Source organism: Kribbella sp. NPDC026596 (assembly GCF_040638415.1).
Lineage (GTDB): Bacteria > Actinomycetota > Actinomycetes > Propionibacteriales > Kribbellaceae > Kribbella.
Map to the genome: position 1 here is coordinate 1 of NZ_JBEZYF010000077.1, position 21,662 is coordinate 21,662.

21 protein-coding genes are annotated in these 21,662 nt (G+C 68.7%); 12 read left to right on the forward strand and 9 right to left on the reverse strand.

Going from position 1 to position 21,662, the window contains the following annotated elements:
• Window positions 1-131 precede the first annotated feature (131 nt).
• The gene (locus AB0E63_RS39295; protein ID WP_360377777.1) at window positions 132-4,238 is read right to left on the reverse strand and encodes a S8 family serine peptidase; all 4,107 of its coding nucleotides are present in this window, start codon (window positions 4,236-4,238) and stop codon (window positions 132-134) included.
• 296 nt (window positions 4,239-4,534) lie between these two features.
• Here AB0E63_RS39295 and AB0E63_RS39300 point away from each other — a divergent pair, with 296 nt between their 5' ends.
• Together AB0E63_RS39300 and hypB are read left to right on the forward strand one after the other, a co-directional pair.
• Window positions 4,535-4,864 (forward strand): hydrogenase maturation nickel metallochaperone HypA, encoded by a 330-nt coding sequence (locus AB0E63_RS39300; protein WP_360377779.1) that lies wholly within the window; start codon window positions 4,535-4,537, stop codon window positions 4,862-4,864.
• A gap of 1 nt (window position 4,865) precedes the next feature.
• Window positions 4,866-5,612: a hydrogenase nickel incorporation protein HypB gene (gene hypB / locus AB0E63_RS39305; RefSeq protein WP_360377782.1), complete on the forward strand. Its 747-nt coding sequence runs from the start codon at window positions 4,866-4,868 to the stop codon at window positions 5,610-5,612.
• Here the strand turns inward: hypB and hypE are convergent.
• The 5 genes from hypE to AB0E63_RS39330 form a co-directional block, all read right to left on the reverse strand.
• Window positions 5,609-6,676, reverse strand: coding sequence for a hydrogenase expression/formation protein HypE (gene hypE, locus AB0E63_RS39310; protein ID WP_360377785.1), 1,068 nt, complete (start codon window positions 6,674-6,676; stop codon window positions 5,609-5,611). The genes hypB and hypE overlap by 4 nt on opposite strands.
• Window positions 6,669-7,787: a hydrogenase formation protein HypD gene (hypD, locus tag AB0E63_RS39315; RefSeq protein ID WP_360377788.1), complete on the reverse strand. Its 1,119-nt coding sequence runs from the start codon at window positions 7,785-7,787 to the stop codon at window positions 6,669-6,671. The genes hypE and hypD overlap by 8 nt, the downstream gene beginning before the upstream one ends.
• Window positions 7,784-8,098, reverse strand: a complete 315-nt coding sequence (locus tag AB0E63_RS39320) for a HypC/HybG/HupF family hydrogenase formation chaperone (protein ID WP_360377791.1) — start codon at window positions 8,096-8,098, stop codon at window positions 7,784-7,786. The genes hypD and AB0E63_RS39320 overlap by 4 nt, the downstream gene beginning before the upstream one ends.
• A 15-nt stretch (window positions 8,099-8,113) precedes the next feature.
• Window positions 8,114-10,390 (reverse strand): carbamoyltransferase HypF, encoded by a 2,277-nt coding sequence (gene hypF, locus AB0E63_RS39325; RefSeq protein ID WP_360377793.1) that lies wholly within the window; start codon window positions 10,388-10,390, stop codon window positions 8,114-8,116.
• Window positions 10,391-10,470: 80 nt separating this feature from the next.
• Window positions 10,471-10,935, reverse strand: coding sequence for a helix-turn-helix transcriptional regulator (locus tag AB0E63_RS39330; protein ID WP_360377795.1), 465 nt, complete (start codon window positions 10,933-10,935; stop codon window positions 10,471-10,473).
• 185 nt (window positions 10,936-11,120) lie between these two features.
• Between AB0E63_RS39330 and AB0E63_RS39335 the strand changes: the two genes are divergently transcribed.
• From AB0E63_RS39335 to AB0E63_RS39375, 9 genes are all read left to right on the forward strand, one after another.
• Window positions 11,121-12,191, forward strand: a complete 1,071-nt coding sequence (locus AB0E63_RS39335; RefSeq protein WP_360377798.1) for a hypothetical protein — start codon at window positions 11,121-11,123, stop codon at window positions 12,189-12,191.
• Window positions 12,192-12,195: 4 nt separating this feature from the next.
• Window positions 12,196-14,001 (forward strand): nickel-dependent hydrogenase large subunit, encoded by a 1,806-nt coding sequence (locus AB0E63_RS39340; protein ID WP_360377800.1) that lies wholly within the window; start codon window positions 12,196-12,198, stop codon window positions 13,999-14,001.
• A 1-nt stretch (window position 14,002) separates the two neighbouring features.
• Window positions 14,003-14,842, forward strand: a complete 840-nt coding sequence (locus AB0E63_RS39345) for a NifU family protein (RefSeq protein WP_360377802.1) — start codon at window positions 14,003-14,005, stop codon at window positions 14,840-14,842.
• Window positions 14,839-15,510 carry a DUF5947 family protein gene (locus AB0E63_RS39350; RefSeq protein WP_360377804.1) on the forward strand — a complete coding sequence of 224 codons (672 nt, stop codon included), beginning with the start codon at window positions 14,839-14,841 and terminating at the stop codon, window positions 15,508-15,510. The genes AB0E63_RS39345 and AB0E63_RS39350 overlap by 4 nt, the downstream gene beginning before the upstream one ends.
• Complete coding sequence (locus AB0E63_RS39355) at window positions 15,503-16,135, forward strand: DUF6084 family protein (protein ID WP_360377806.1); 633 nt, start codon at window positions 15,503-15,505, stop codon at window positions 16,133-16,135. Before AB0E63_RS39350 ends, AB0E63_RS39355 begins: the two co-directional genes overlap by 8 nt.
• Window positions 16,132-17,418, forward strand: a complete 1,287-nt coding sequence (locus AB0E63_RS39360) for a hypothetical protein (RefSeq protein WP_360377808.1) — start codon at window positions 16,132-16,134, stop codon at window positions 17,416-17,418. Before AB0E63_RS39355 ends, AB0E63_RS39360 begins: the two co-directional genes overlap by 4 nt.
• A complete protein-coding gene (locus AB0E63_RS39365) occupies window positions 17,415-17,921 on the forward strand; it encodes a hydrogenase maturation protease (RefSeq protein WP_360377811.1) in 507 nt (168 codons plus the stop codon). Before AB0E63_RS39360 ends, AB0E63_RS39365 begins: the two co-directional genes overlap by 4 nt.
• A 105-nt stretch (window positions 17,922-18,026) precedes the next feature.
• Window positions 18,027-18,245: a HypC/HybG/HupF family hydrogenase formation chaperone gene (locus tag AB0E63_RS39370; protein ID WP_360377814.1), complete on the forward strand. Its 219-nt coding sequence runs from the start codon at window positions 18,027-18,029 to the stop codon at window positions 18,243-18,245.
• Window positions 18,242-18,937 carry a DUF6390 family protein gene (locus AB0E63_RS39375; RefSeq protein WP_360377817.1) on the forward strand — a complete coding sequence of 232 codons (696 nt, stop codon included), beginning with the start codon at window positions 18,242-18,244 and terminating at the stop codon, window positions 18,935-18,937. The genes AB0E63_RS39370 and AB0E63_RS39375 overlap by 4 nt, the downstream gene beginning before the upstream one ends.
• Here the strand turns inward: AB0E63_RS39375 and AB0E63_RS39380 are convergent.
• The 3 genes from AB0E63_RS39380 to AB0E63_RS39390 are packed head-to-tail and all read right to left on the reverse strand — an operon-like array spanning window position 18,889 to window position 21,021.
• Window positions 18,889-19,308, reverse strand: a complete 420-nt coding sequence (locus tag AB0E63_RS39380; protein ID WP_360377819.1) for a helix-turn-helix transcriptional regulator — start codon at window positions 19,306-19,308, stop codon at window positions 18,889-18,891. The two genes, AB0E63_RS39375 and AB0E63_RS39380, sit on opposite strands and share 49 nt — an antisense overlap.
• Before the next feature lie 46 nt (window positions 19,309-19,354).
• A complete protein-coding gene (locus AB0E63_RS39385; RefSeq protein ID WP_360377822.1) occupies window positions 19,355-19,633 on the reverse strand; it encodes a muconolactone Delta-isomerase family protein in 279 nt (92 codons plus the stop codon).
• Window positions 19,630-21,021 carry an NAD(P)H-quinone dehydrogenase gene (locus AB0E63_RS39390; protein ID WP_360377825.1) on the reverse strand — a complete coding sequence of 464 codons (1,392 nt, stop codon included), beginning with the start codon at window positions 21,019-21,021 and terminating at the stop codon, window positions 19,630-19,632. The genes AB0E63_RS39385 and AB0E63_RS39390 overlap by 4 nt, the downstream gene beginning before the upstream one ends.
• Window positions 21,022-21,052: 31 nt before the next feature.
• On the opposite strand from AB0E63_RS39390, the gene AB0E63_RS39395 reads away from it, so the two are divergent.
• A complete protein-coding gene (locus AB0E63_RS39395) occupies window positions 21,053-21,514 on the forward strand; it encodes a gamma-glutamylcyclotransferase (RefSeq protein WP_360377827.1) in 462 nt (153 codons plus the stop codon).
• Window positions 21,515-21,662 lie beyond the last annotated feature (148 nt).

Here is a 21,662-nt window from a genome sequence, read left to right on the forward strand (position 1 = left end):
CAGCGGCGGCGGCGACCCGGGCGGGTGGGAGTTCGGCGCGGGCGACTGCGGGGGCGCCCACTTCTCCCCCCCCAACCCCCCCGCCCCGCCCCCCCCACCGGCCCCCGGGGCTCTGTCGTCAGCAGCGCGGGTTACCTGATGATCTTGATCGGTACGGACAGCGCGGTCGGAGCCGTGGACGGGCCGAGCAGGAGCTCGCCGTTGTAGCTCTGGCCGGGTGTCATCGCCTTGTTGTAGTCGACGTGCAGCGTGACCGTCGTGTTGGCCGGGACCGGACCGGTGGGCAGGCCGCTCACCGTCAGGTCACTGCCCTGGATCGCGTTGACGGTCAGCGGGAACGACGGCGTACCCGTGACCCCGAAGCCGTGCACCCAGATCTGGTAGTTGCCGTCGGGCGGGTTGACCAGGTCGACCGACTCGTCCCCCGTACCACCGGCGGACGACGCGACGATCTCGGACGGCGAGAACACGCCGTCGTTGTTGGCATCCCGCAGCACATAAAGGTCCACGTCGTTGTTGGCCAGCGCCGTACTCACGTCCAACCGGGACGCGTGCGAGAGCGTGAGGTTCTTCTTCACGCTCGCCGTGGACGGGTCGTTCGGGTCGTCCTGGTGGGCGACCTCGGACGTCACACTCGGCTGGCTGAGACCGTAGGCGGACGCCTTCAGCCCGTCCAGCGGCACACTCGACGAGAACGTCACGTCGAACCCACCGGTGTCCCCGGTCGCGGTCTGGACGACCGACGACGGCGACACCGACGCACTGCCCAGCTGCACCTTGAACGGGGTGTTGAACTTGTCACCCTGCCAACTGACCTGGTGCAGCGCGAGCGCCTGCAGGCCTTCCTGTGCCGGCGCGGTCACCACGTCGGCCGGGCCACCGGTCGCCGTGTCGAACCGCCAGGCACCCGTCCGGACATTGGTGTTCGGACTCTTCCCGACCGTGTCGATCGTGTACGGCGCTCCGTACACGGAGTCCGGCTCGAGCTGGAAGTGGTTCACCGAGCGACCCATGATCAACGTGTCCAGGTCGGTGTACGGACCGGAATCCTCCCAACTGGTGTTGGCCAGGAACTTGGTGCCTTCGGCCGGTGTCTTCGGTACGTCGAGGTAGAAGAACCGCCAGTCACCGGACTCGGCCCGCCAGGTCCAGTCGTTCGCACCGAACACCGAACCGTTGTTGTAGGTGAGGTCGCGTTGCGACTGCGCGACGTCGTCACCGCCGAACGTGATCGCACCGGTGATCTTGCCGCTCGCGTCCTGCGTCGCCTTCGCCGCGACCGCCACGGACACCGGCACCACCATCGAGTCCGAGCCCCGGTTCAGCACGACGGCACCGGAGTACATCCCGTACGGCGCGTTGCCCGGGACCTTGATCGACGCGGTGAACGAGCCCGTCGCGGTCTTCGGCGTGCTGACCCACTTCCAGTCACTGTTCTTGTACCAGTCGATCGAGACCTTGAAGTCGGTGACCGGGATCGACGTGTTCTTCGTGGAGTGCTGCAGGCCGAGGAACAGGCCGTCGGCCATCCGCTTCGCCGGATCGGCGACGTACGACTGCAGTGCGTTCGAGCCGGCCCGGTGGTACATGAACCGCTCGTACTCGCCTTGCTCCATGTCCGACTTGGCGAAGTCCAGGTCGAGGAAGCCGTCGATGTTCGAACTGGTCGTCTTGTCGGTGTGGTTGACGACGCCGTTGTGGTTCTTGTCGGTCCACAACTTGCCGTCGTGGTTGACGTCGGTCCAGTTGTAGGTGAGCAACCGCCAGGCCTGGTCCTCGGTCAGGTTGTTGTCACCGTCGAACTGCGACCGTGGGTACTCGAGTTTGACCACCATCAGATCGGCGTCTTGGTGTTGCTTGACCTGTTTGGTCAGGTCGATCAGATAGTCGGGTGCGTTGAAGTTCGACGTACTCTCCTGGCTCAGATCCTTGCTGCTGAAGGAGAGGGTGTCGCTGTCGGTCCGGACGAGTTGCCGGTCGCTGACCTGCCAGGCGCCGGGACCGTTCAGGGTGAACTTCTGGGTGTCGGTGCCACCGGGCGAGATGATGTTCGCGAACACCGGGTACTCGGTGCCGCGGTAGTCACCGACCCGCCACTCCGTCGGCGAGACGGTCGCGCGGCTGCCGAGGGCACCCGCCACTGCCTTGCCGGCGTCGATCGAGCCCGAGCCCTGGACGTTGGCGTCGTACCCGAGGTCCTTCGCGGAGGATTTCAGGATGTCCTGGGCGGTCGAGTAGAAGCCGGCCGGCACCGTGCCGCCGTGCGCCTTCTTGTAGGCCTGGTAGACCAGGGCCGTCGCACCTGCCGCGACCGGGGTCGACCGGCTGGTGCCACCCCAGGTGACCCACGCGTTCCGGCCGTCGAGGATGGTGTTCAGCGTCGCGTCACCCGGTGCATAGGAGCCGTCGGCAACGACATCGACGCCGTTGGTGGCGTTCGCACCGAAGCCGCGGTTGGACCACACCATCACGTCGTTGTCGGTGATCTGGCTGGTCCGCACGATCGAGTCCCAGCCGGTCCCGCCGAACTGGGTGGACGCGCCGACCTCGATCGCGGTCGACGGCGCCGCGGCCGTCGCCGTGCCGAAGCCCGGAGCGCCGTTGCCGGTGGAGAACAACGCCGTGGTCTTGAAGCCGTCGGAGATCACGTCGGCCTCCTGGCTCGCCGCGTCCCAGCCGTCGTTGTCGGTGGCCGAGTCGCCGTACGAGTTCGAGGTGATGTCGACGCCCTGCCGGGTGGACAGGAAGTAGCCGAACTGGTCGGAGAAGTCGTGGCTGAAGTAGATGTCGCCGAACGGTGCCAGCTTGGCCTTCGGGGCACCACCGAGGACGGCACCGGCGTACTTGCCACCGGGGATGTCCTTGAAGGTCGGCGCCTTGCCGTTGATGACCGCCTGGCCGACGACGTTGGACGCGGTCAGCGTGCCGTGGCCCTCGATTCCGGGGTCGAAGTCGCCGGTCCACGCGACCAGCGCGCCGGAGCCGAACGACGTGTCCTCGACGCCGAACGCGTCCAGACCACCGGGGATCGGGGTCTTGCCGTCGGAGATGTAGTACATCAGGCCACCGGACAGGTCGGTGTAGCCGTCACCGTTCATGTCGCGGTACGACGCGGGCGACGACTTGGTCACCGGCTTCTCGTCGGCGAACGAGTAGTCGTCGTCCAGGTCGACGTACACGGTGTCGTAGACGCCGGCCGTGTGCGGGTCGGTGACCAGGAAGCCCGGGCGCTCGCCGTACAGGTCGAGCAGGTAGTCGTCCGGGTGGCTGCCGAGCATGACCTTGCCGGACTTGCTCCAGCCGGCCGGGAAAGAGTACGTGTGCTGCTTGGTCCCGGCCGGCAGGCTGAAGTTGCGCGACGGTCCGGTCTTGGTGGCGAAGTCCACCGAGCAGGTCCCACCGGAAGTCACGCAGGTCGCCGCGGTGGTCTTGGTGTACCAGGACAGGCCCTGGTCGACCTGGCTCGGGTCGGCGAGCCACTGCAGGGTGCCGAACGGGTCGAACGCCTTCGGCCAGCCGTTCCAGCCGGCCTTCGCGCCGATCTGGCCGGTCCAGGTCTGCCAGGTGTTCAGCAGGTCCGGGTGGCCCCAGTCAGTGCCGCCGTCGAGGACGCCGACGGTCACGCCCTGACCGGTGAAGCCCGCGTTCCAGGCACCGGTGAAGTTGTGCGTCTTGGCGTCCAGCAGGTTCTGCTTGCGCAGCGTCTCGAAGTTGGAGCCGCGCAGTGGCGGGGCTTCGGTGTAGGGGACGTCGTCGGCCTTGGCCTTCGCGAGCGCGGCGTGCTTCTCGGCGGCGGTCGGCGCCTTGTGCAGCCCGGGGTCGGGATCGGTCAGCGGCTGCCCTGTCTTGGCCATCTCGATCGGCTGGACCGAGACGACCCCTGGTACGGCGGCCAGCTTCGGCAGCGCCTGGACCGGGATCGATCCCAGCACCAGCGCGGCGTCGCCGGACTTCGCCACCTTGGCGTTGTCGAGCACCTCCTTGGCCTGGGTGGCGTCGCCCTGGACGGTTGCGAACACCGCCACCGGAGCGGTGTCACCCTTCTTGACCTTCGCCTCCAGCTTCGGGTCGAGCTTCGCCAGCGCGGCGTCGGCCGCGGTCTTCACCTGCATCGCGCCCGGCGCTTGGCCCGGCGGTGGATCCTTTCGGGCGGCCGCCTGCACCGGCGCCGACAAGGACGCGAGGATCAGGCTGGTCAGGGCAACGAGCGCAGCAGTGTGCTTCAGGCGTCGTCTCATACTTCCCCTCCGACATGGGCGGTCCCCCTGACCGCAAGCTGAACAACCGGAGCGTAAGACCGCGCCGACGAACGGCGATAGCGGTTTCACCGGGCGTTTTCCTTGGTTGCTGCCAGCAACGGTAACTATTGGTCACCAATGTAAATCGATCGCCTGTGGACAGTCGCGTTTTCTCCCGAAATGACGCTCAACCCCGCCGATCACGCACGGTGTTCGAACCTTCGTTGCGGGTCCGCAGGTTTTCCCGTGTCTTGCGGCCTTGCTGGGCCCGGACGGCCCGGCCTACCGTCGGGAGCGTGCACGAGCTCGCCATCACGGAGAGCATTGTCGATGCGATCGTCGAGAAGATCGGCGACGGACCGGTGGCCGCCGTCCGGCTGGAGATCGGCCGGCTGTCCGGGGTGGTGACCGACTCGATCCGGTTCTGCTTCGAGATCGTGGCCGGCGGCACCGGGCTGGAGGGCGCCCGGCTGGACATCGACGAGCCGCCGGGCCGGGCGTACTGTCGGGACTGCCGGCGGGAGTTCGCCCTCGACGATCCGATTATGCTGTGCGACTGCGGCAGCGCCGATCTCGACATCCTGGCCGGCCGCGAACTGCGGATCGTCTCGGTGGAGGTGCCCTGACATGTGCAGTACCTGTGGATGCTCGGGCGAGGACGCCACCACCCGGGTCACGCTCGTCGAGGGGCACGGCCACGGCCACGGCCATCCACATGACCACGAGCACGAGACCAGGACAGTGCTCCTGGAGCAGGACATCCTGGCGAAGAACGACGTACTCGCGGCCGCCACCAGGCACCGGCTGGCCGAGCATGCCGTCACCGCGATCAACCTGATGAGCTCACCGGGCTCGGGCAAGACGACCCTGCTCGAGCGCACCGTCCGCGACCTGGCCGGCCGCCGCGAGACGCTGGTGATCGAAGGCGATCAGGAGACCTGGCTGGACGCCCAGCGGATCCGGTCCACCGGCACCAAGGTGGTGCAGATCAACACCGGCGCCGGCTGCCACCTGGACGCGGAGATGCTCGACCGCGGCCTGGCCGAGCTCGCCCCGCCCGACGGTTCGCTGGTCTTCGTCGAGAACGTCGGCAACCTGGTCTGCCCGGCGCTGTTCGACCTCGGCGAGGCGGCCCGGGTGGTGATCATCTCGGTCACCGAGGGCGCGGACAAGCCGGCGAAGTACCCGTACATGTTCCGCACCGCCGACCTCGTCCTGCTGAACAAGATCGACCTGCTGCCATACGTCGACTTCGACGTCGACCTGTGTCTCGACCTGATCCGGCGGGTCAAGCCGGACGTCGAACTACTGCCCGTCTCCGCAACCCGCGGCGACGGCCTCGACGCCTGGCACACCTGGCTGGCAGCCCGCTAGCAGATCCTCGGCAACTGCTCGCCGATCGGCGTATCCACCACCCGGGTGGCCCCGAACGCCGTCCGCGTCACCACCATCCCCGGATGCGCCTCCACGCACTCACCGATGATCGTCGCGTCCGCACCGAGCGGATCCGCCCGCATCGCCGTCAGGACGGCGTCCGCCTCCTCCCGCGGCACGATCGCGAGCAGCTTGCCCTCGTTCGCGACGTACAGCGGATCCAGGCCGAGGAACGCGCAGGCGTTGGCGACCGTCTCCGGCACCGGCAGCGCGGTCTCGGTCAGCTCGATGCCGACGCCGGCCGCCTTGGCGATCTCGTTCAGCGAGGTCGCCACGCCACCCCGGGTCGGGTCGCGCAGGACGTGCAGGTCCTTGCAGACCTCGAGCATCGCGGCCACCAGGCCGTTCAGCGGTGCACAGTCGCTGACCACCTCGGTGCCGAACGAGATGCCCTCGCGCACACTCATGATCGCGATCCCGTGTACGCCGATCTGCCCACTGACCACGACGACGTCGCCCGGCGTCGCCCGCTGCGGACGGATGTCGACGCCGGCCGGAACCAGCCCGACACCGGCCGTGTTGATGTACACGCCATCGCCGTGCCCGGCGTCCACGACCTTGGTGTCACCGGTCGCGATGGTCACCCCGGCCCGCCGCGCCGCCGCCCCGAGGTCCTCCGCGATCCGGCCGACCACGGACAGCTCGATCCCTTCCTCGAGGATGAACCCGCAGGACAGGTACGCCGCCTGCGCGCCACTCATCGCGAGATCGTTGACCGTGCCGTTGACGGCCAGGTGCCCGATACTCCCGCCGGGGAAGAACAACGGCTGGACCACGAACGAGTCGGTGGAGAACGCCAGCCGCGCGTCCCCGAGGGTGAACACCGCCGAGTCCGTGAGTCCGCTGAGCACCGGATTGGCGAACGCGGGCACGAAGAGGTGCTCGATCAGCTCGCCCGACATCTGTCCGCCGCCCCCGTGGCCCATCACGACCGCAGGGTGATCGCGCAACGGCAGCGGACAGACCCACCCGTCGAAGTTGGGGGCCATCAACTGCTCAGCCACCGGTGGTCACCACCTCGGCGGGACTCTGGAGGCGCCGGTACAGGTAGTACGCCGCACAAGCGCCTTCACTGGACACCATAGTCGCGCCGAGCGGGTTTCGCGGCGTACACAACGTCCCGAACGCGGCACACTCGTGGGGCTTGATCAGCCCCTGCAGGACCTCGCCACTGCGGCACACGGTCGACTCCTGTGTGTCGATGTCGCGGACCTGGAAGCGGTACTCGGCGTCGTACTCGCGGTACCGTTCGGACAACTTCCAACCGCTCTGCGGGATCATCCCGATCCCCCGCCACGACCGGTCGGTGGTCTCGAACACGTCGGCCAGCATCGCCTTCGCCGCCGGGTTGCCCTCGTCGCGCACCGCCCGCCGATAGGCGTTCTCGACCACGTGCTCGCCCTTCTCGAGCTGACTCACCGTGCGCAGGATCCCGGCCAGGATGTCCAGCGGCTCGAACCCGGTGACCACGATCGGTACGCCGTACTTGTCCGCGAGCTCCGGGTATTCCGCCGTACCCATCACGCTGCAGACGTGGCCGGCGGCGAGGAAGCCCTGGACCCGGCAGACGGGCGACTGCATGATCGCCTCGATCGCCGGCGGCACCCGGACGTGCGAGACCAGCAGGCTGAAGTTCGGGATGCCGAGTTTCTTCGCCTGGTAGACGGTCATCGCGTTCGGCGGCGCGGTGGTCTCGAAGCCGATACCGAAGAACACGACCTGCTTGTCCGGGTTCTCACTCGCCAGCCGGAGCGCGTCCAGCGGCGAGTAGACGACCCGGACGTCACCGCCCTCGCTCTTGATCCGGAACAGGTCGCGACCGCTGCCGGGCACCCGCAGCATGTCGCCGAACGAGCAGAAGATCACGTCGGGCTGGGCGGCGATCTCGAGTGCCTTGTCGATGATCTCCAGCGGCGTCACGCAGACCGGGCAGCCCGGGCCGTGGATCATCTCAACGCCGTCCGGCAGCAACTGGTCGATCCCGTGCCGGACGATCGTGTGCGTCTGCCCGCCGCAGACCTCCATCATCGCCCACGGTTTCGTCACCGTGGCGTGGATCTCGTCGACCAGCTTCCTGGCCAGGACCGGATCGCTGAACTCGGCCAGGTACTTCATCTCGCCGCCTCCCACTCGGTGCCGGGCGGGCGGCGCTCTCCGGCCTGCTGTGCGGCCAGGCCCCACTGGTCGCCGAACTCCTCCTCGAGCGCGCCGAGCTTGCGGTACAGCGCGAGCGACTGCATCGCGGACTCCTCGTCGAGGCGCTGCAGCGCGAAGCCGACGTGCACGATGGTGTACTCACCCACCTGCAGATCCGGCAGGTACTCCAGGCAGACGTCCTTGAGCACGCCGCCGAAGTCCACCATGCCCATCCGGGTGCCGTCCTCCTCCCGGATCTCCACGACCTTTCCCGGTACCGCAAGACACATACTGATCCCTCCCTCCTAGGCCCGCGCCGCGACGGCCAGCTGCCCGAGGGCGAGCCCGGCGTCGGTCGGCGGCACCCGGCGATGCCGCAGGACGGTGAACCCGGCCCCGGTCAACGCCCTGGTAGTTGCCGATAGCAACACTCTGTTGACGAACACGCCGCCGGACAGCGCGACGGTGGTCAGTCCTCGGGCAGCGCCGACCCGCTCGGCCAGCGTCACCATCAGATCGGCCAGGCCCTGATGGAAGCGCGCGCTCACCACCCCCGGCTCGACCCCGCGCAGCACATCCCGAACCACCCCGGCCAGCACCGGCGCCGGATCGATCTCGTCCCCCGTGACCGCGAACTCGTAAGCACCGAGCCCGCGACCGGACGAGATCAGTCCTTCCAGCTCGATCGCGGCCTGCGCCTCGTACCCGGCCCGGTGACACACTCCGGCCAGCGACGAGACCGCATCGAACAGCCTTCCCATGCTGGACGTCGGCGCACACGCGATGCCCTTGTCCAGCTGTACCCGCAGTAGTTGCAGCTCCGGCCCACGGCACGCGCGCACCGACGGCAGAGCGGGATGCCACGGCAACCCCGCGGCGCGCAGGTGCGACATCGCCATCCGGCAGGGATTGCGAACTCCCGCGTCGCCGCCCGGCAACGGCACGTACTTGAGATGTGCCTCCCGGACGAAGCCGTCGTAGTCGGCCACCAGCACTTCGCCGCCCCACGCCGCGCCGTCGTCGCCGTACCCGGTCCCGTCGAAGGCGAACCCGATCACCGGGTCGCCGTCGTACCGATGCTCGGCGAGGACGGACGCGATGTGCGCATGGTGATGCTGTACGCCGACCACCGGCCGGCCGGCCGCGTTCAGCTGAGCCCACTGCCGGGATCGGTACGACGGATGCTTGTCCGTCACGATCACCTCAGGCCGGACCCCGGTCAGTTGCTCGAGATGCTCCTCGGCCCGTTCGAACGCACGCAGTGTCGCGAGGTTGTCCATGTCCCCGACATGCGCCGAGAGCCAGGCATAGCGCCCGTCCCCGAGGCAGAACGTGTTCTTCAGATCTCCGCCGACCGCCAGCGCGGGCCGGACGGGGACAGGCAGGTCGATCGGGAACGGCGCGTACCCACGGGACCGGCGCACCGGTAGCTCGATCCCGTCCACGATCCGTACGACGGAGTCGTCGCACGGCACGTGGATCGGGCGATCGTGCCCGAGCCACGCGTCGGCCAGGCCGGCCAGCCGGGTCGTGGCCTCGTCGTCGGTCGTGACGATCGGCTCATCGGACAGGTTGCCGCTCGTCATCACCAGCACACACGGACCAGGCTGGTCGAACAACAAGTGGTGCAGGGGCGTGTACGGCAGCATCACACCGAGGTCAGGGTTGCCGGGGGCAACGGCTTCGGCGACGGCCGCTCCGGGCCGGCGCCGGAGCAGCACGATCGGGTGCCGGCTCCCGGTCAGCAGTGCTTCGTCCTCCGCGTCGATCACGGCGATCCGCCGGGCCGCGTCGAGGTCGGCGGCCATCACGGCGAACGGCTTGTCACCGCGATCCTTGCGCTTGCGCAGCGTGGTCACCACCGCCTGGTCGCCGGCATCACAGACCAGATGGAAGCCACCGAGTCCTTTCACCGCGAGGATCGCGCCGTCGACCAGCAGTCCGTGCGCGATCGCCAGCGCGTCCTCGTCGTACGCCGTTTCGAGGCCAGGCTGGACCAGTTGCAGCCGGGGACCGCATGCGGGGCAGGCGATCGGCTGGGCGTGAAACCTTCGATCGGCGGGATCGGCGTACTCGCGGGCGCAGTCCGGGCAGAGCGGGAAGTCCGCCATCGTGGTGGCGGGCCGGTCGTAGGGCAGGCCGGTGATGATCGTGAACCGCGGCCCGCAGTTGGTGCAGCTGATGAACGGATGCCGGTAGCGCCGGTCGGAAGGATCGGCGAATTCGGCCAGGCAGTCCGCACACGTCGCGACATCCGGCGAGACCAGCGTCCGGCCCGGTCCGGTTGTCGAGTCGAGGATGACGAACTCGGTCCCGCCGCGCGGCGCCAACGACTCCGGGGTCACGGTCGAGACCGCGGCCAGCGGCGGGGCGTCGGTGCGGACGCGGCGACCGAAGGCCGCGACCGCGGCGGCCGGCCCCTCGACCTCGGCGACCACTCCGGCCGCGGTGTTACCGACCTGTCCGGACAACCCGAGCTCCCGGGCCAGGGAGTACACGAACGGACGGAAGCCGACGCCTTGCACGACGCCGGTCACCAGGACCCGGGTTCGGACACGTTCCGGTTCGTTCGTGATGCTCACCCCGCCGGGCGAAAGAAATGACGAATTCGGCGATCAGCGGACAATTCGCACACTAAACCCGGGCCCCGGACCATGCCAGATCACGGCCCGAAGATCTCGTGCACCCGGCGCAGGTCCCGCATCCGCGGCTCGGTGTCGCCGCGCAGCCACCGGCTGATGGTCCGCACCGACACACCGATCCGCTGCGCGGCGTCCTGCTGGGACAGGCCCTGACCGCGCAGCACGCCGTTCAGCCAGTCGGCGAACGGCTCGGCCGCGGGCTGCACCCGGTGCACGCCGGCACCGTGCAGGACCTCGACCTCCACACCGTCGGGAAAGATCCGCACCGTCACGTCGAACACACCGTCCTGCGGCCCGGCGGCGGCCAGCAGCGCGGTGGTGATCGCGTGGTAGAGCGCCTGGCTCTCCTCCGTGTCGAGGGTGACCGGCTCGAGTGCCTCGCGGACGAACTGCTCGGCGTCCGGCAGCGATCCCGGCCGGGCCGGAAAGGCGTGCGAGGCCACGACCACGGGCGAGACGAAGACCTCGCGGCCGGGATCGTCCATTGGCCAAGAATACCGGCGCAACACTGCGAGAAAGCGGTCCTGGATTGTCTTGGAATCGCCGAATCCCGGATTTCCCGACGCCGCCATTAATAGCCGACACAAGTGTCTGTCGGACCAGCCGGGACCGACGTACGGTCAAAAGATCGGGGTCAAATCCCGGTAACGGTAAGAGGGAGGGCAGGGTCGTGTCGACGACGCTGGAGCCGGAGCAGTCGCAGCAGGAGACCGACGAGGGCGTGGTGCACATCCTCTGGATGAACGGCGGACTGAGCTGCGACGGCGACTCGGTCGCCCTGACCGCCGCCACCCAGCCCAGCATCGAGGAGATCGTCCTCGGTGCCCTGCCCGGGCTGCCCCGGATCGCGGTGCACTGGCCGCTGATCGACTTCGAGTGCGGCCCGGAGACCGGTGCGGACAACTTCATCGCGTGGTGGCACAAGGCCGACCGCGGCGAGCTGGAGCCGTTCGTTCTGGTGGTCGAGGGGTCGATCCCGAACGAGGCGATCCACGGTGACGGCTACTGGGCCGGCTTCGGCAACAACCCGGCCACCGGTCAGCCGATGAAGACGTCGGAGTGGGTGGACCGGCTGGCCCCGAAGGCCACCGCGGTGGTCGCTGTCGGCACCTGCGCGACGTACGGCGGGATCCACGCGATGGCCGGTAACCCGACCGGCGCGATGGGCGTGCCCGACTACCTCGGCTGGAGCTGGAAGTCCAAGGCCGGCCTGCCGATCGTCTGCGTGCCAGGTTGCCCGATCCACCCCGACAACCTGTCCGAAACGCTGGTGTACCTGCTGTACCAGGTGGCCGGGCAGGCTCCGATGATCCCGCTCGACGCCGAACTGCGACCGCAGTGGCTGTTCGGCCGGACCGTGCACGAGGGCTGTGACCGGGCCGGGTACTACGAGCAGGGCGACTTCGCCAAGGAGTACGGCTCCCCCAAGTGCCTGGTGAAGCTGGGCTGCTGGGGTCCGGTGGTCAACTGCAACGTGCCCAAGCGCGGCTGGATCAACGGCGTCGGCGGCTGCCCGAACGTCGGCGGGATCTGCATCGCCTGCACGATGCCCGGCTTCCCGGACAAGTTCATGCCGTTCATGGACGAGCCGCCCGGCAGCAAGGTGTCCACCGCCGCGAGCATGGTCTACGGCACGGTGATCCGCCGGCTGCGCAAGTTCACCCAGAACACCAGCAACAAGGAACCCAAGTGGCGACGCAAGGGCGAGGAGCTCGCCACCGGCTACGAGAAGGTCTGGTAGGGCCATGACCACCACCGAAACCAAAGTCACGCCCGCCAGTAGCGAGTCGAAGAGTTCCGACGTCGTCGAGATGGCGTGGGACCCGATCACCCGGATCGTCGGCAGCCTGGGCATCTACGCATCAGTGGACTTCAAGCAGAAGACCGTCCAGGAGTGTCACAGCACGTCGTCGATCTTCCGCGGCTACAGCATCTTCATGAAGGGCAAGGACCCGCGCGACGCGCACTTCATCACCAGCCGGATCTGCGGCATCTGCGGTGACAACCACGCCACCTGCTCGGTCTACACGCAGAACATGGCGTACGGCGTCGCGCCGCCACACCTCGGGGAGTGGATCGTCAACCTCGGCGAAGCCGCGGAGTACATGTTCGACCACAACATCTTCCAGGAGAACCTGGTCGGGGTGGACTACTGCGAGCGGATGGTCAAGGAGACCAACCCGGGCGTGCTGGAGCTGGCGAACCGGACCGAGGCACCGCACGCCGGTGACCATGGCTACCGGACCATCGGCGACATCATGCGCTCGCTCAACCCGCTGGAAGGCGAGTTCTACCGGGAGGCGCTGCACGTCAGCCGCTACACCCGCGAGATGTTCTGCCTGATGGAGGGCCGGCACGTCCACCCGTCGACGCTCTACCCCGGTGGTGTCGGCACGGTCGCCACGATCCAGCTCTTCACCGACTACCTGACCCGGCTGATGCGCTACATCGAGTTCATGAAGAAGGTCGTGCCGCTGCACGACGACCTGTTCGACTTCTTCTACGAGGCGCTGCCCGGTTACGAGCATGTCGGCGAGCGGCGCATCCTGCTCGGCTGCTGGGGCAGCCTGAACGACCCGGCGATCTGCGACTTCACCTACCAGAACATGGAGGCCTGGGGCCGCCGGATGTTCGTCACGCCCGGGGTGATCGTCGACGGCAAACTGGTCACCAACAGCCTGGTCGACATCAACCTCGGCCTGCGCATCCTGCTCGGCAGCTCGTACTACGACGACTGGGCCGACGGCAGCCACGAGAAGTTCGTCGACATCGACCCGCTCGGCAACCCGGTCGACGTCCGGCACCCGTGGAACCAGCACACGCTGCCGAAGCCGCAGAAACGCGACTTCTCCAACGCCTACAGCTGGACCATGTCACCGCGCTGGTTCGACGGTAAGGACCACCTGGCCCTCGACACCGGCGGCGGCCCGATCGCCCGGCTGTGGTCGACCGCGCTGTCCGGTCTGGTGAACACGCCGAACGTGCAGGCCACCGGGAACAGCGTGAAGATCCAGCTGCCCCGGACCGCGCTGAAGCCGACCGTGGAGTACGAGTGGAAGATCCCGCGCTGGAGCAACGCGCTCGAGCGGAACCGGGCCCGGACCTACTTCCAGGCCTACGCGGCCGCGCTCGCCTTGCACTTCTGCGAGAAGGCGATGAACGAGGTCCGCGGCGGGCACACCGAGACCTGGACGCCGTTCAAGGTGCCGGACGAGGCGATCTCGTGCGGTTTCACCGAGGCCGTCCGCGGCGTGCTCTCGCACCACATGGTGATCCGCGACGGCAAGATCGCGAACTACCACCCGTATCCGCCGACCCCGTGGAACGGCAGCGTCCGGGACAGCTACGGAACCCCTGGCCCGTACGAGGACGCCGTCCAGAACACACCGATCTTCGAGGAGAACCCGCCGGACCGGTTCAAGGGCATCGACATCATGCGGGCCGTGCGCAGCTTCGACCCGTGCCTGCCGTGCGGTGTGCACATGTACGTCGGCAACGGCCAGGAGAAGACCCACCTGCACTCACCCACGATCGCGGTCAAGCCGTACTGAGATGGACCGGCACGACGTTCAGGAGCTGAGCGAACGGATCGACGTCCTGCTGGACGAGGTCCAGCGGCGCGCCGACCCCGCGCTCGCTCAACAAGTGGAGGAACTGGTCCGCGCGGTGCTCACCCTGCACGGCGCCGGCCTCGGACAACTGCTGAACCTGCTCGACGAGCCGCAGGTCCGGCAGTTGGCCGGGGACGATCTGGTCGCCGGGCTGTTGCTGCTGCACGACCTCCACCCCGACGACGTCGCGACCCGGATCCAGCACGCCCTCGACGACGTCCGCCCGTACCTGGGCTCCCATGCCGGCGGCATCGACTACCTCGGCATCGACGACGACGGCGTCGTCCACCTGCGCCTGCAGGGTAGTTGCGACGGCTGTCCCGGCTCGACCGCGACCGTCCGGCTCACGGTCGAGAACGCTGTCCTGGACGCCGCGCCCGAGGCCATCGCGGTCGACGTCGCCGGCATGGTGAAGGAAAGGCAGAGCTTGCTGACCATCGAGCCGTTCCGTCCCCACCGGGACGGCTGGCACCAGCTGGACCTGGTCACACCCCCCGACCAGGTCCAGCAACTCGGTGTCGCCGGAATGGACCTGCTGGTGGCCAACCTGGCCGGCACTTTCTTTGCCTACCGCAACAACTGTCCGATGTGCTCGTCCGCCTTGCACCACGGGCGGCTGGACGGTGACCGGCTCACGTGTCCACGCTGCACAGCCGAGTACGACGTACGCCTGGCCGGGCGCGCGCTCGCACCGGAAGGGTCACCACCCCTCGAGGCGCTGCCGCTGTTGCCCGACGGCGCCGGATGGAAGGTGGCCATCCCGGGGGTGCAGCCGGCATGAGACCGTCGCCGACGCTGCGCTCACTCGCGCGAAAAGACAAGACCCGTCCTGTTGTGGACCCGGTCGCGGTGCTCCGTGAGTTCACCGGTGGGGTCCGCGAGCAGGGTGCACCTGGTGAGCAGTGCGAGATGTGCGCCGTACCGATCGGACCGGAGCACTCGCACCTGGCCGACATCCAGGGCCATCGGCTGCTCTGCGCGTGCCGCTCCTGCTACCTGTTGTTCACCGACGGTGGCGCATCGCACGGGCACTACCGCGCCGTCCCCGAACGCTACCGATCCAACCCGGACTTCAGGCTGTCCGCGGCGCAGTGGGACGCGATGGGGATCCCGGTCAACCTGGCGTTCCTCTTCTACCAGTCCGACCAGAGCCGGTACGTCGCCTTCTACCCGAGCCCGGGCGGTGCCACCGAGTCACTGCTCGACCTGGCCGCCTGGGACGAGGTGGTGGCCGGCGATCCCCTGTTGCAGGAGGTCATCCCGGATGTCGAGGCCGTGCTGCTGCGCCGGCTCGACGACGGGTTCGAGTGTTATCTGGTCCCGATCGACGCCTGCTATGGGCTGGTCGGGATCGTCCGGCAGTACTGGGAGGGCTTCGCCGGTGGCGAAGAGGTCTGGCGGCGGATCGACGACTTCTTCGCGGCGATCCGGGAGCGCAGCCGTGGTTGACCTGGACTTCACCTGCGCCGGTGCGGAGGCCGAGCGGTACGCCGCGACGCCGTTGATCCGCCTGCACCTGCGGATCGAGGAGACGACCGGTACGCCGGTGCACGCGCTGGCGTTGCGCTGCCAGATCAGGATCGAACCGATCCGGCGGCGCTACAACGACGAGGAAGCCGAAGGACTCGCGGACCTGTTCGGCGACCGGGCCCGGTGGGGTGAGACGTTGAAGCCGCTGCAACTGGCGTTCGTCACCCAGATGGTGCCTGGCTTCACCGGCACGACCGAGGTCGACCTGCAACTGCCCTGCAGCTACGACTTCGACGTCGCTGCCCACAAATACCTGTACGCCGTGCGCGAGGACGGCGTACCGCTGCTGCTGTTGTTCAACGGGACGATCTTCACCGGCCGTCCTGGCACCCTCTCGGTGACACCGGTCGCCTGGCAGAAGGAGACGTCGTACCTGCTGCCGGTGGCTGTCTGGCGGGAGGCGATGGACCAGCACTTCCCGGGCGCCGCCTGGCTGCGGCTGCGGCGCGACACCTTCGACCGGCTGTACCGGTACCGCACGCGGGAAGCCCTGCCCGGCTGGGACGACGCGATCGAGCGACTCCTGAAGGAACAGCTGGAATGAACAGGTTCGACGCGGTCCAGCAGGTCGCGGACGCGCTGTTGTTCGAGGGTTACGTGCTCTACCCCTACCGGGCGTCGGACGGGAAGAACCGGGTGCGCTGGCAGTTCGGCGTCCTGATGCCACCCGACTACTGCGTGGTGGATCCGTCCGAACGTGGCTTCTCGCAGACCGAGTGCCTGCTCGACGGCAACGAGGCCTTGCTCACTGTCCGCGTGCGTTTCCTGCAGGCCCAACGGCGTACCGTCCTCGACGCCGATCAGGTCGAGGTCGCCGCGCTGCCGACCGAGGACGCGACGTACGTGCCGTGGGACGAAGCGGTGGTACGGACCGTGGACCTCACGACGAACCTGCACAGGTTGCCCCGCGAGGTTCCGTTCAAGATCTCCGGCGGTATCGACACCGAGGCGATCGGTTCGGCCGGCTTCCTCCGCCGGTCCCGGTTGCCGATCACCGGAACTGTTGCCTTGAGCATCAAACCGCTGCCCGGCCCGTACGGCGCGGTCCGGCTGCGGATCCGGGTCGGGAACACCACGCCCGACAGCAGCTCGGAGCGCGTCGGAGCACTGCGGCAGGCGCTGATCGCCCACCACGTCATGCTGGCCGCCGACGGGTGCCGGTTCGTCTCGCTGCTGGATCCGCCCGAGTGGGCCGCCGCGTTCGCCGCCGGTTGCGACAACATCGGCGTCTACCCGGTACTGGCCGGCGAGCTGCTGCTGTCGTCGCCGATCATCCTGTACGACCACCCGCAGATCGCGCCGGAGAGCCAGGGCGACCTGTTCGACGCCACCGAGATCGACGAGATCCTCAGCCTGCGCACGATGACGCTGACCGACGACGAGAAGCGCGAGGTCCGCGGCACCGACCCGCGCGCGGCCGAACTGCTGGCCCGGGTCGAGACCATGCCACCGGAGTTCATGGACCGGTTGCACGGCACCATCCGCTACCTGCGCAGGGTGACCGCGCCGGAGCCCGACGAGAAGCCCTGGTGGGATCCCGGCAGCGACGGCTCGGTCTCGCCGGAGACCGACACGGTGATGGTCGGCGACGTTCCGGTCGGCAACGGTTCGCGGGTCCGGCTGCGCCCCGGGATCCGGCGCGCCGACGCGCAGGACATGTTCCTCACCGGGCGTCTCGGCACGGTGGTCGCCGTCCTGTCCGACGTCGACGGTGAGACGCACGTCGCGGTCGCGCTGGACGGCGAGGAAGGCGAGGTCCAGCGGTCCCACGGCCGCTACCTGTACTTCAGCCCGGACGAGATCGAGCCGTTGGTGGGTGCGGAATGACCGTCTTGGTGGCCGGGCTGGGCAACGTGTTCTGCAGTGACGACGGCTTCGGTGTCGCGGTCGTCGAGGAACTGGCCAAGCGCGACCTGCCGCCGGACGCGGAGGTGCGCGACTTCGGGATCCGCGGCATCCACCTGGCCTACCAACTGCTCGAGCCGTACGACCTGGTCGTTCTGGTCGATGCGGTCCAGCGGGGCGGTCCACCGGGGACGGTCTACGTGATCGAGGCCGAGCCGGGCGCCGAACCCGGGGAGGAGGTGATCATGGATGCCCACGACCTCGGACCGGACGCCGTCCTCTCGCTTGTCCCGCGACTAGGTGGCACCGTGGGACCTGTGGTGGTGGTCGGTTGTGAGCCGGCCGGTCTCGACGCCGGGATCGGGTTGTCCCCGGCCGTGCAGGACGCGGTCGGGACCGCCGTACAGATGGTGATCGACCTGGTCACCAGACAGGTCGCCGGGCCGGCGGACCGGCCGGTCGGCGTGACGGAGGTGGAGAGCTGATGCGCTGGATCTTGTTGGCAGTCGTGCTGCTGGTGCTCGTCGGACTGGGGTACTACGGGATCGAAGACGCCCGCCGCTACCGCCGGCTCAGGGAAATGTAGCCGGATGTGCCTGGGGATCCCGGGCCGCGTGGTCGACTGCCCGGAGGACGCGGACCTCGGCCTGGTCGAGGTGGCCGGCGTCGTCCGGGAGATCAACCTGGCCCTGCTCGACGGCCCGTTCGTCCCCGGTGAGTACGTGCTGATCCACAGCGGCTTCGCGATCGAGCGGATGTCGCCGGAGCGGGCCGCGGACGCGCTCGCGTTCTTCGGGGCCGACCGGTGACCGGACCGGCCCTGTTCGTCCGCTACGCGTTCGCGCCGAACCGGCTCGGGTACTGCGGTCCCGCCGACGCCGACGCCCTCCTCGAGTACGGCGCTCTGGGCCGGGCGGACAACGGGTTCCGCGCGCTGGCCCAGCAGTTCGAGGGCGCCTGGCCGCAGCTGCGCCGGATCGCCGCGGCCAGCGGTACGGCGGATCCCCTCGACCGCGAGGTGGTCGAGGCGTACTGGATCGGCAACCGCTTGCTCGACCGGGCCGGCGACAGTGAGGGTGGTGGCCTGCCGCATCACAGCTTCCTGGTGTTCTGCTGCTACCCGTGGGCCGCGCTCCTCGGCGAGGAACGCAGTACGACGCAAGCCCTGAACGTGCTCGATCAGTGCCGGATCCGCTGGGGACGGGTGCTCGCGGATACCGGCGAGCAGGTCGTGGTGGAGTCGCAGCCGCTGGTGTGGGACGGCACGCAGCTCGCTCTGGGGATACCGCGTCAGGAGACCGCGATCCGTGGCTTCGACGGCGTGCACCTGATCGAGCGTTTGCACCAGGGTGATTGGGTCGCGCTGCACTGGGAGTGGGTCTGCGACATCCTCACTCCGGCCCAATTGGTTGCCTTACGCCACTATTCGGCGTACCACCTGCGGCTGGTGAATCAGCGCCTGGGCGGGCGGGCCGGGATGTCCGGGCCGAGGATCCAGTGACCGTCCGGGTGGTTCACGCTGGATGACTTCAGGATGCCAGGTGAGTTCAGGACGGCAGGCCGAGGCACCTGGTGGTCGTCCGGCGCGGCGGAGAACCGGTCGGGCTCCCAGCGGGCCGGGTCCTCGGTCAGGCCCAGCAGGAAGGTCACGGTGCAGTCGAGCGCGGCGGCCAGCTCGGGCAGGCGGACCACGTCGACGCCCGCGCCGTGCTCGAAGCTGGACAGGGTTTTGTTGGTGGTCCGGATCCCGCGCCGGGCGAGCCGGCTGACGAGCTGCTTCTGGGTCAGGCCGAGCTGGAGTCTGCGGGCGCGCAACCGATGGCTGACGACCAGATGACGGTCGACTGCCAGGTCGCTGCGGTCCTCGAACATGCGTCTCGCCCCCTGGAGCCCAGGGTGGCCCCGCACCGCGAGCGCGTCAATCGCCCGGGCGGCCGGAATCCATCTCGGCGAGTGCGTGCACCGTGTACCGCGCGAAGTTGAACACCGGCGCCCGCCCCAGCAAGCGTTCGAACTCCTCGTGCGAGTCCACGTCGTAGATCCACGCCCCACCGTGCGATCCGACCACGTGATACCGCGACAGCACCTTCCCCTCGCTCTCGAGGCGCTCGCCGTAGTCCGGCATCGCGCCGACGGCCCGGGCCATCTCCGGGGAGAGCAGGCTCAGCTCCATCTGCCACAGCACCAGGAACTTCATGAGCGCAGATGCAGTCGCCGGGCGGCTTCGGCGACCGAGCCGGAGACCGAGGGGTAGACGGTGAAGGCGTGGGCGACCTGGTCGACGGTCAGGCGGGCGCCGACGGCGAGCGAGATCGGGTGGATGAGCTCGCTGGCGCGGGGCGCGACCACCACGCCGCCGACCACGATGCCGGTGTTGGGCAGGCAGAACAGCTTCACGAAACCGTCGCGGACGCCCTGCATCTTGGCCCGGGCGTTGTCGGCCAGCGGCACCTTCACGACCATCGCCGTACTGCCGCCGGCGTCGACGACGGCCTGGGTCAGGCCGACGGTGGCGATCTCGGGGGCGGTGAAGACGTTCGAGGACACGGTCGACTGGTCCAGCGGGATGACCGCGTCGCCGAGCGCGTGCGACATCGCGATCCGGCCCTGCATGGCGGCGACCGAGGCGAGCATCAGGACCCCGGTGCAGTCGCCGGCCGCGTACACCCCGCGGGCCGTGGTCCGGGAGACCCGGTCGACCTGGACGAAGCCGCCGTCGGTCAGCGACACGCCCGACTCCACCAGGTTCATGCCGTCGGTGTTCGGCAGCGATCCGACCGCGAGCAGCGCGTGCGATCCCTCGACCGTCCGGCCGTCGGTCAGCGTCACCACGACGCCGTCGCCGTCCCGCTTGACCGACTCGGCCCGGGACTTGCCCAGGACCGTCAGTCCACGCCGCTTGAACACGTCCTCCAGCACCGCCGCCGCGTCCGCGTCCTCGCCCGGGAGGACCCGGTCCCGCGACGACACCAGGACGACGTCACTGCCGAGTGCGTCGTACGCGCTGGCGAACTCCGCACCGGTGACGCCGGAGCCGACCACGATCAGCCGCTCGGGCAGCTCCTCGAGCTCGTAGACCTGCTCCCAGGTCAGGATCCGCTCGCCGTCCGGCTCCGAGCCCTTGAGGATGCGAGGCCTTGCTCCGGTGGCGATCAGGACCACATCGGCGTCCAGCCGCTCGTCGCCGACGACCACTGTTTCCGGCCCGTCCAGCCGGCCGCGGCCCTGGATGATCTGGATCTTGTCCCGCTCGAGCCGCCGGGTGATGCCCTCGGACTGGGCGGTGGCCAGTGCCTTGACCCGCTTGTTGACGACGGAGAGATCGACCCGGACGGAGTTCGCCGGATCTGAACTGTCGCCGGCGCCGTCGCCTGTAACTCTGACGCCTAGTTCGCCGGCCTCCTCTACCTCGGTCATCACCTCCGCGGTGGCGATCAAGGTCTTGCTCGGGACACAGTCGGTGAGCACGGCGGAACCGCCGATCCCGTCGGAATCGACGACCGTCACCTCCGCTCCCAGTTGGGCAGCCGCACTGGCCGCTTCGTACCCGCCGGGACCGCCTCCGATGATCACAACTCGCGCCACGGGAGGTCATTCTTCCGTATCCTGTGTCGTCGTGACCCTGTACGCCGCGTTTGCGTCGAATCTGGACCCGAACCTGATGGCCGAGCGGTGCCCGTACTCGCCCCTGCGCGGGACCGGCTGGATCGCCGGCTGGCGCCTCACCTTCGGTGGCGAGGAGCTCGGCTGGGAGGGCGCGATGGCCACCGTGGTCGAGGACCCGGCCGACCCGACCAACCAGGTCTTCGTCGCGCTGTACGACATCCACCCCAAGGACGTCGAGCGGCTGGACGAGTGGGAGTGGATCGACCAGGGCGTCTACCGCAAGATCCAGGTCCGGGTGCAGTCCCTGGACGGCGAGCAACTGGCCTGGATGTACGTGCTGAACGCCTACGAGGGCGGCCTGCCCTCGGCCCGCTACCTGGGCATCCTCGCCGAGGCGGCCGAGGCGGCCGGCGCTCCCGACGACTACGTCGCCGACCTCCGCGCGCGCCCCTGCCAGTCGTCGGGACACTAGGGCTTGTCTCCTCCTCCCCTGCAGTCGCGAGCAGGTGCTCGGGGGCGTAGCTCGGTGTGCTGGAGCGAAGGCGGCGATGTGGTGTCATCGTGCCTTTGCTCCAGTGCAGCGAGATGCGCCCCCGAGTGCCGCGCAGCACGCAGGGGAG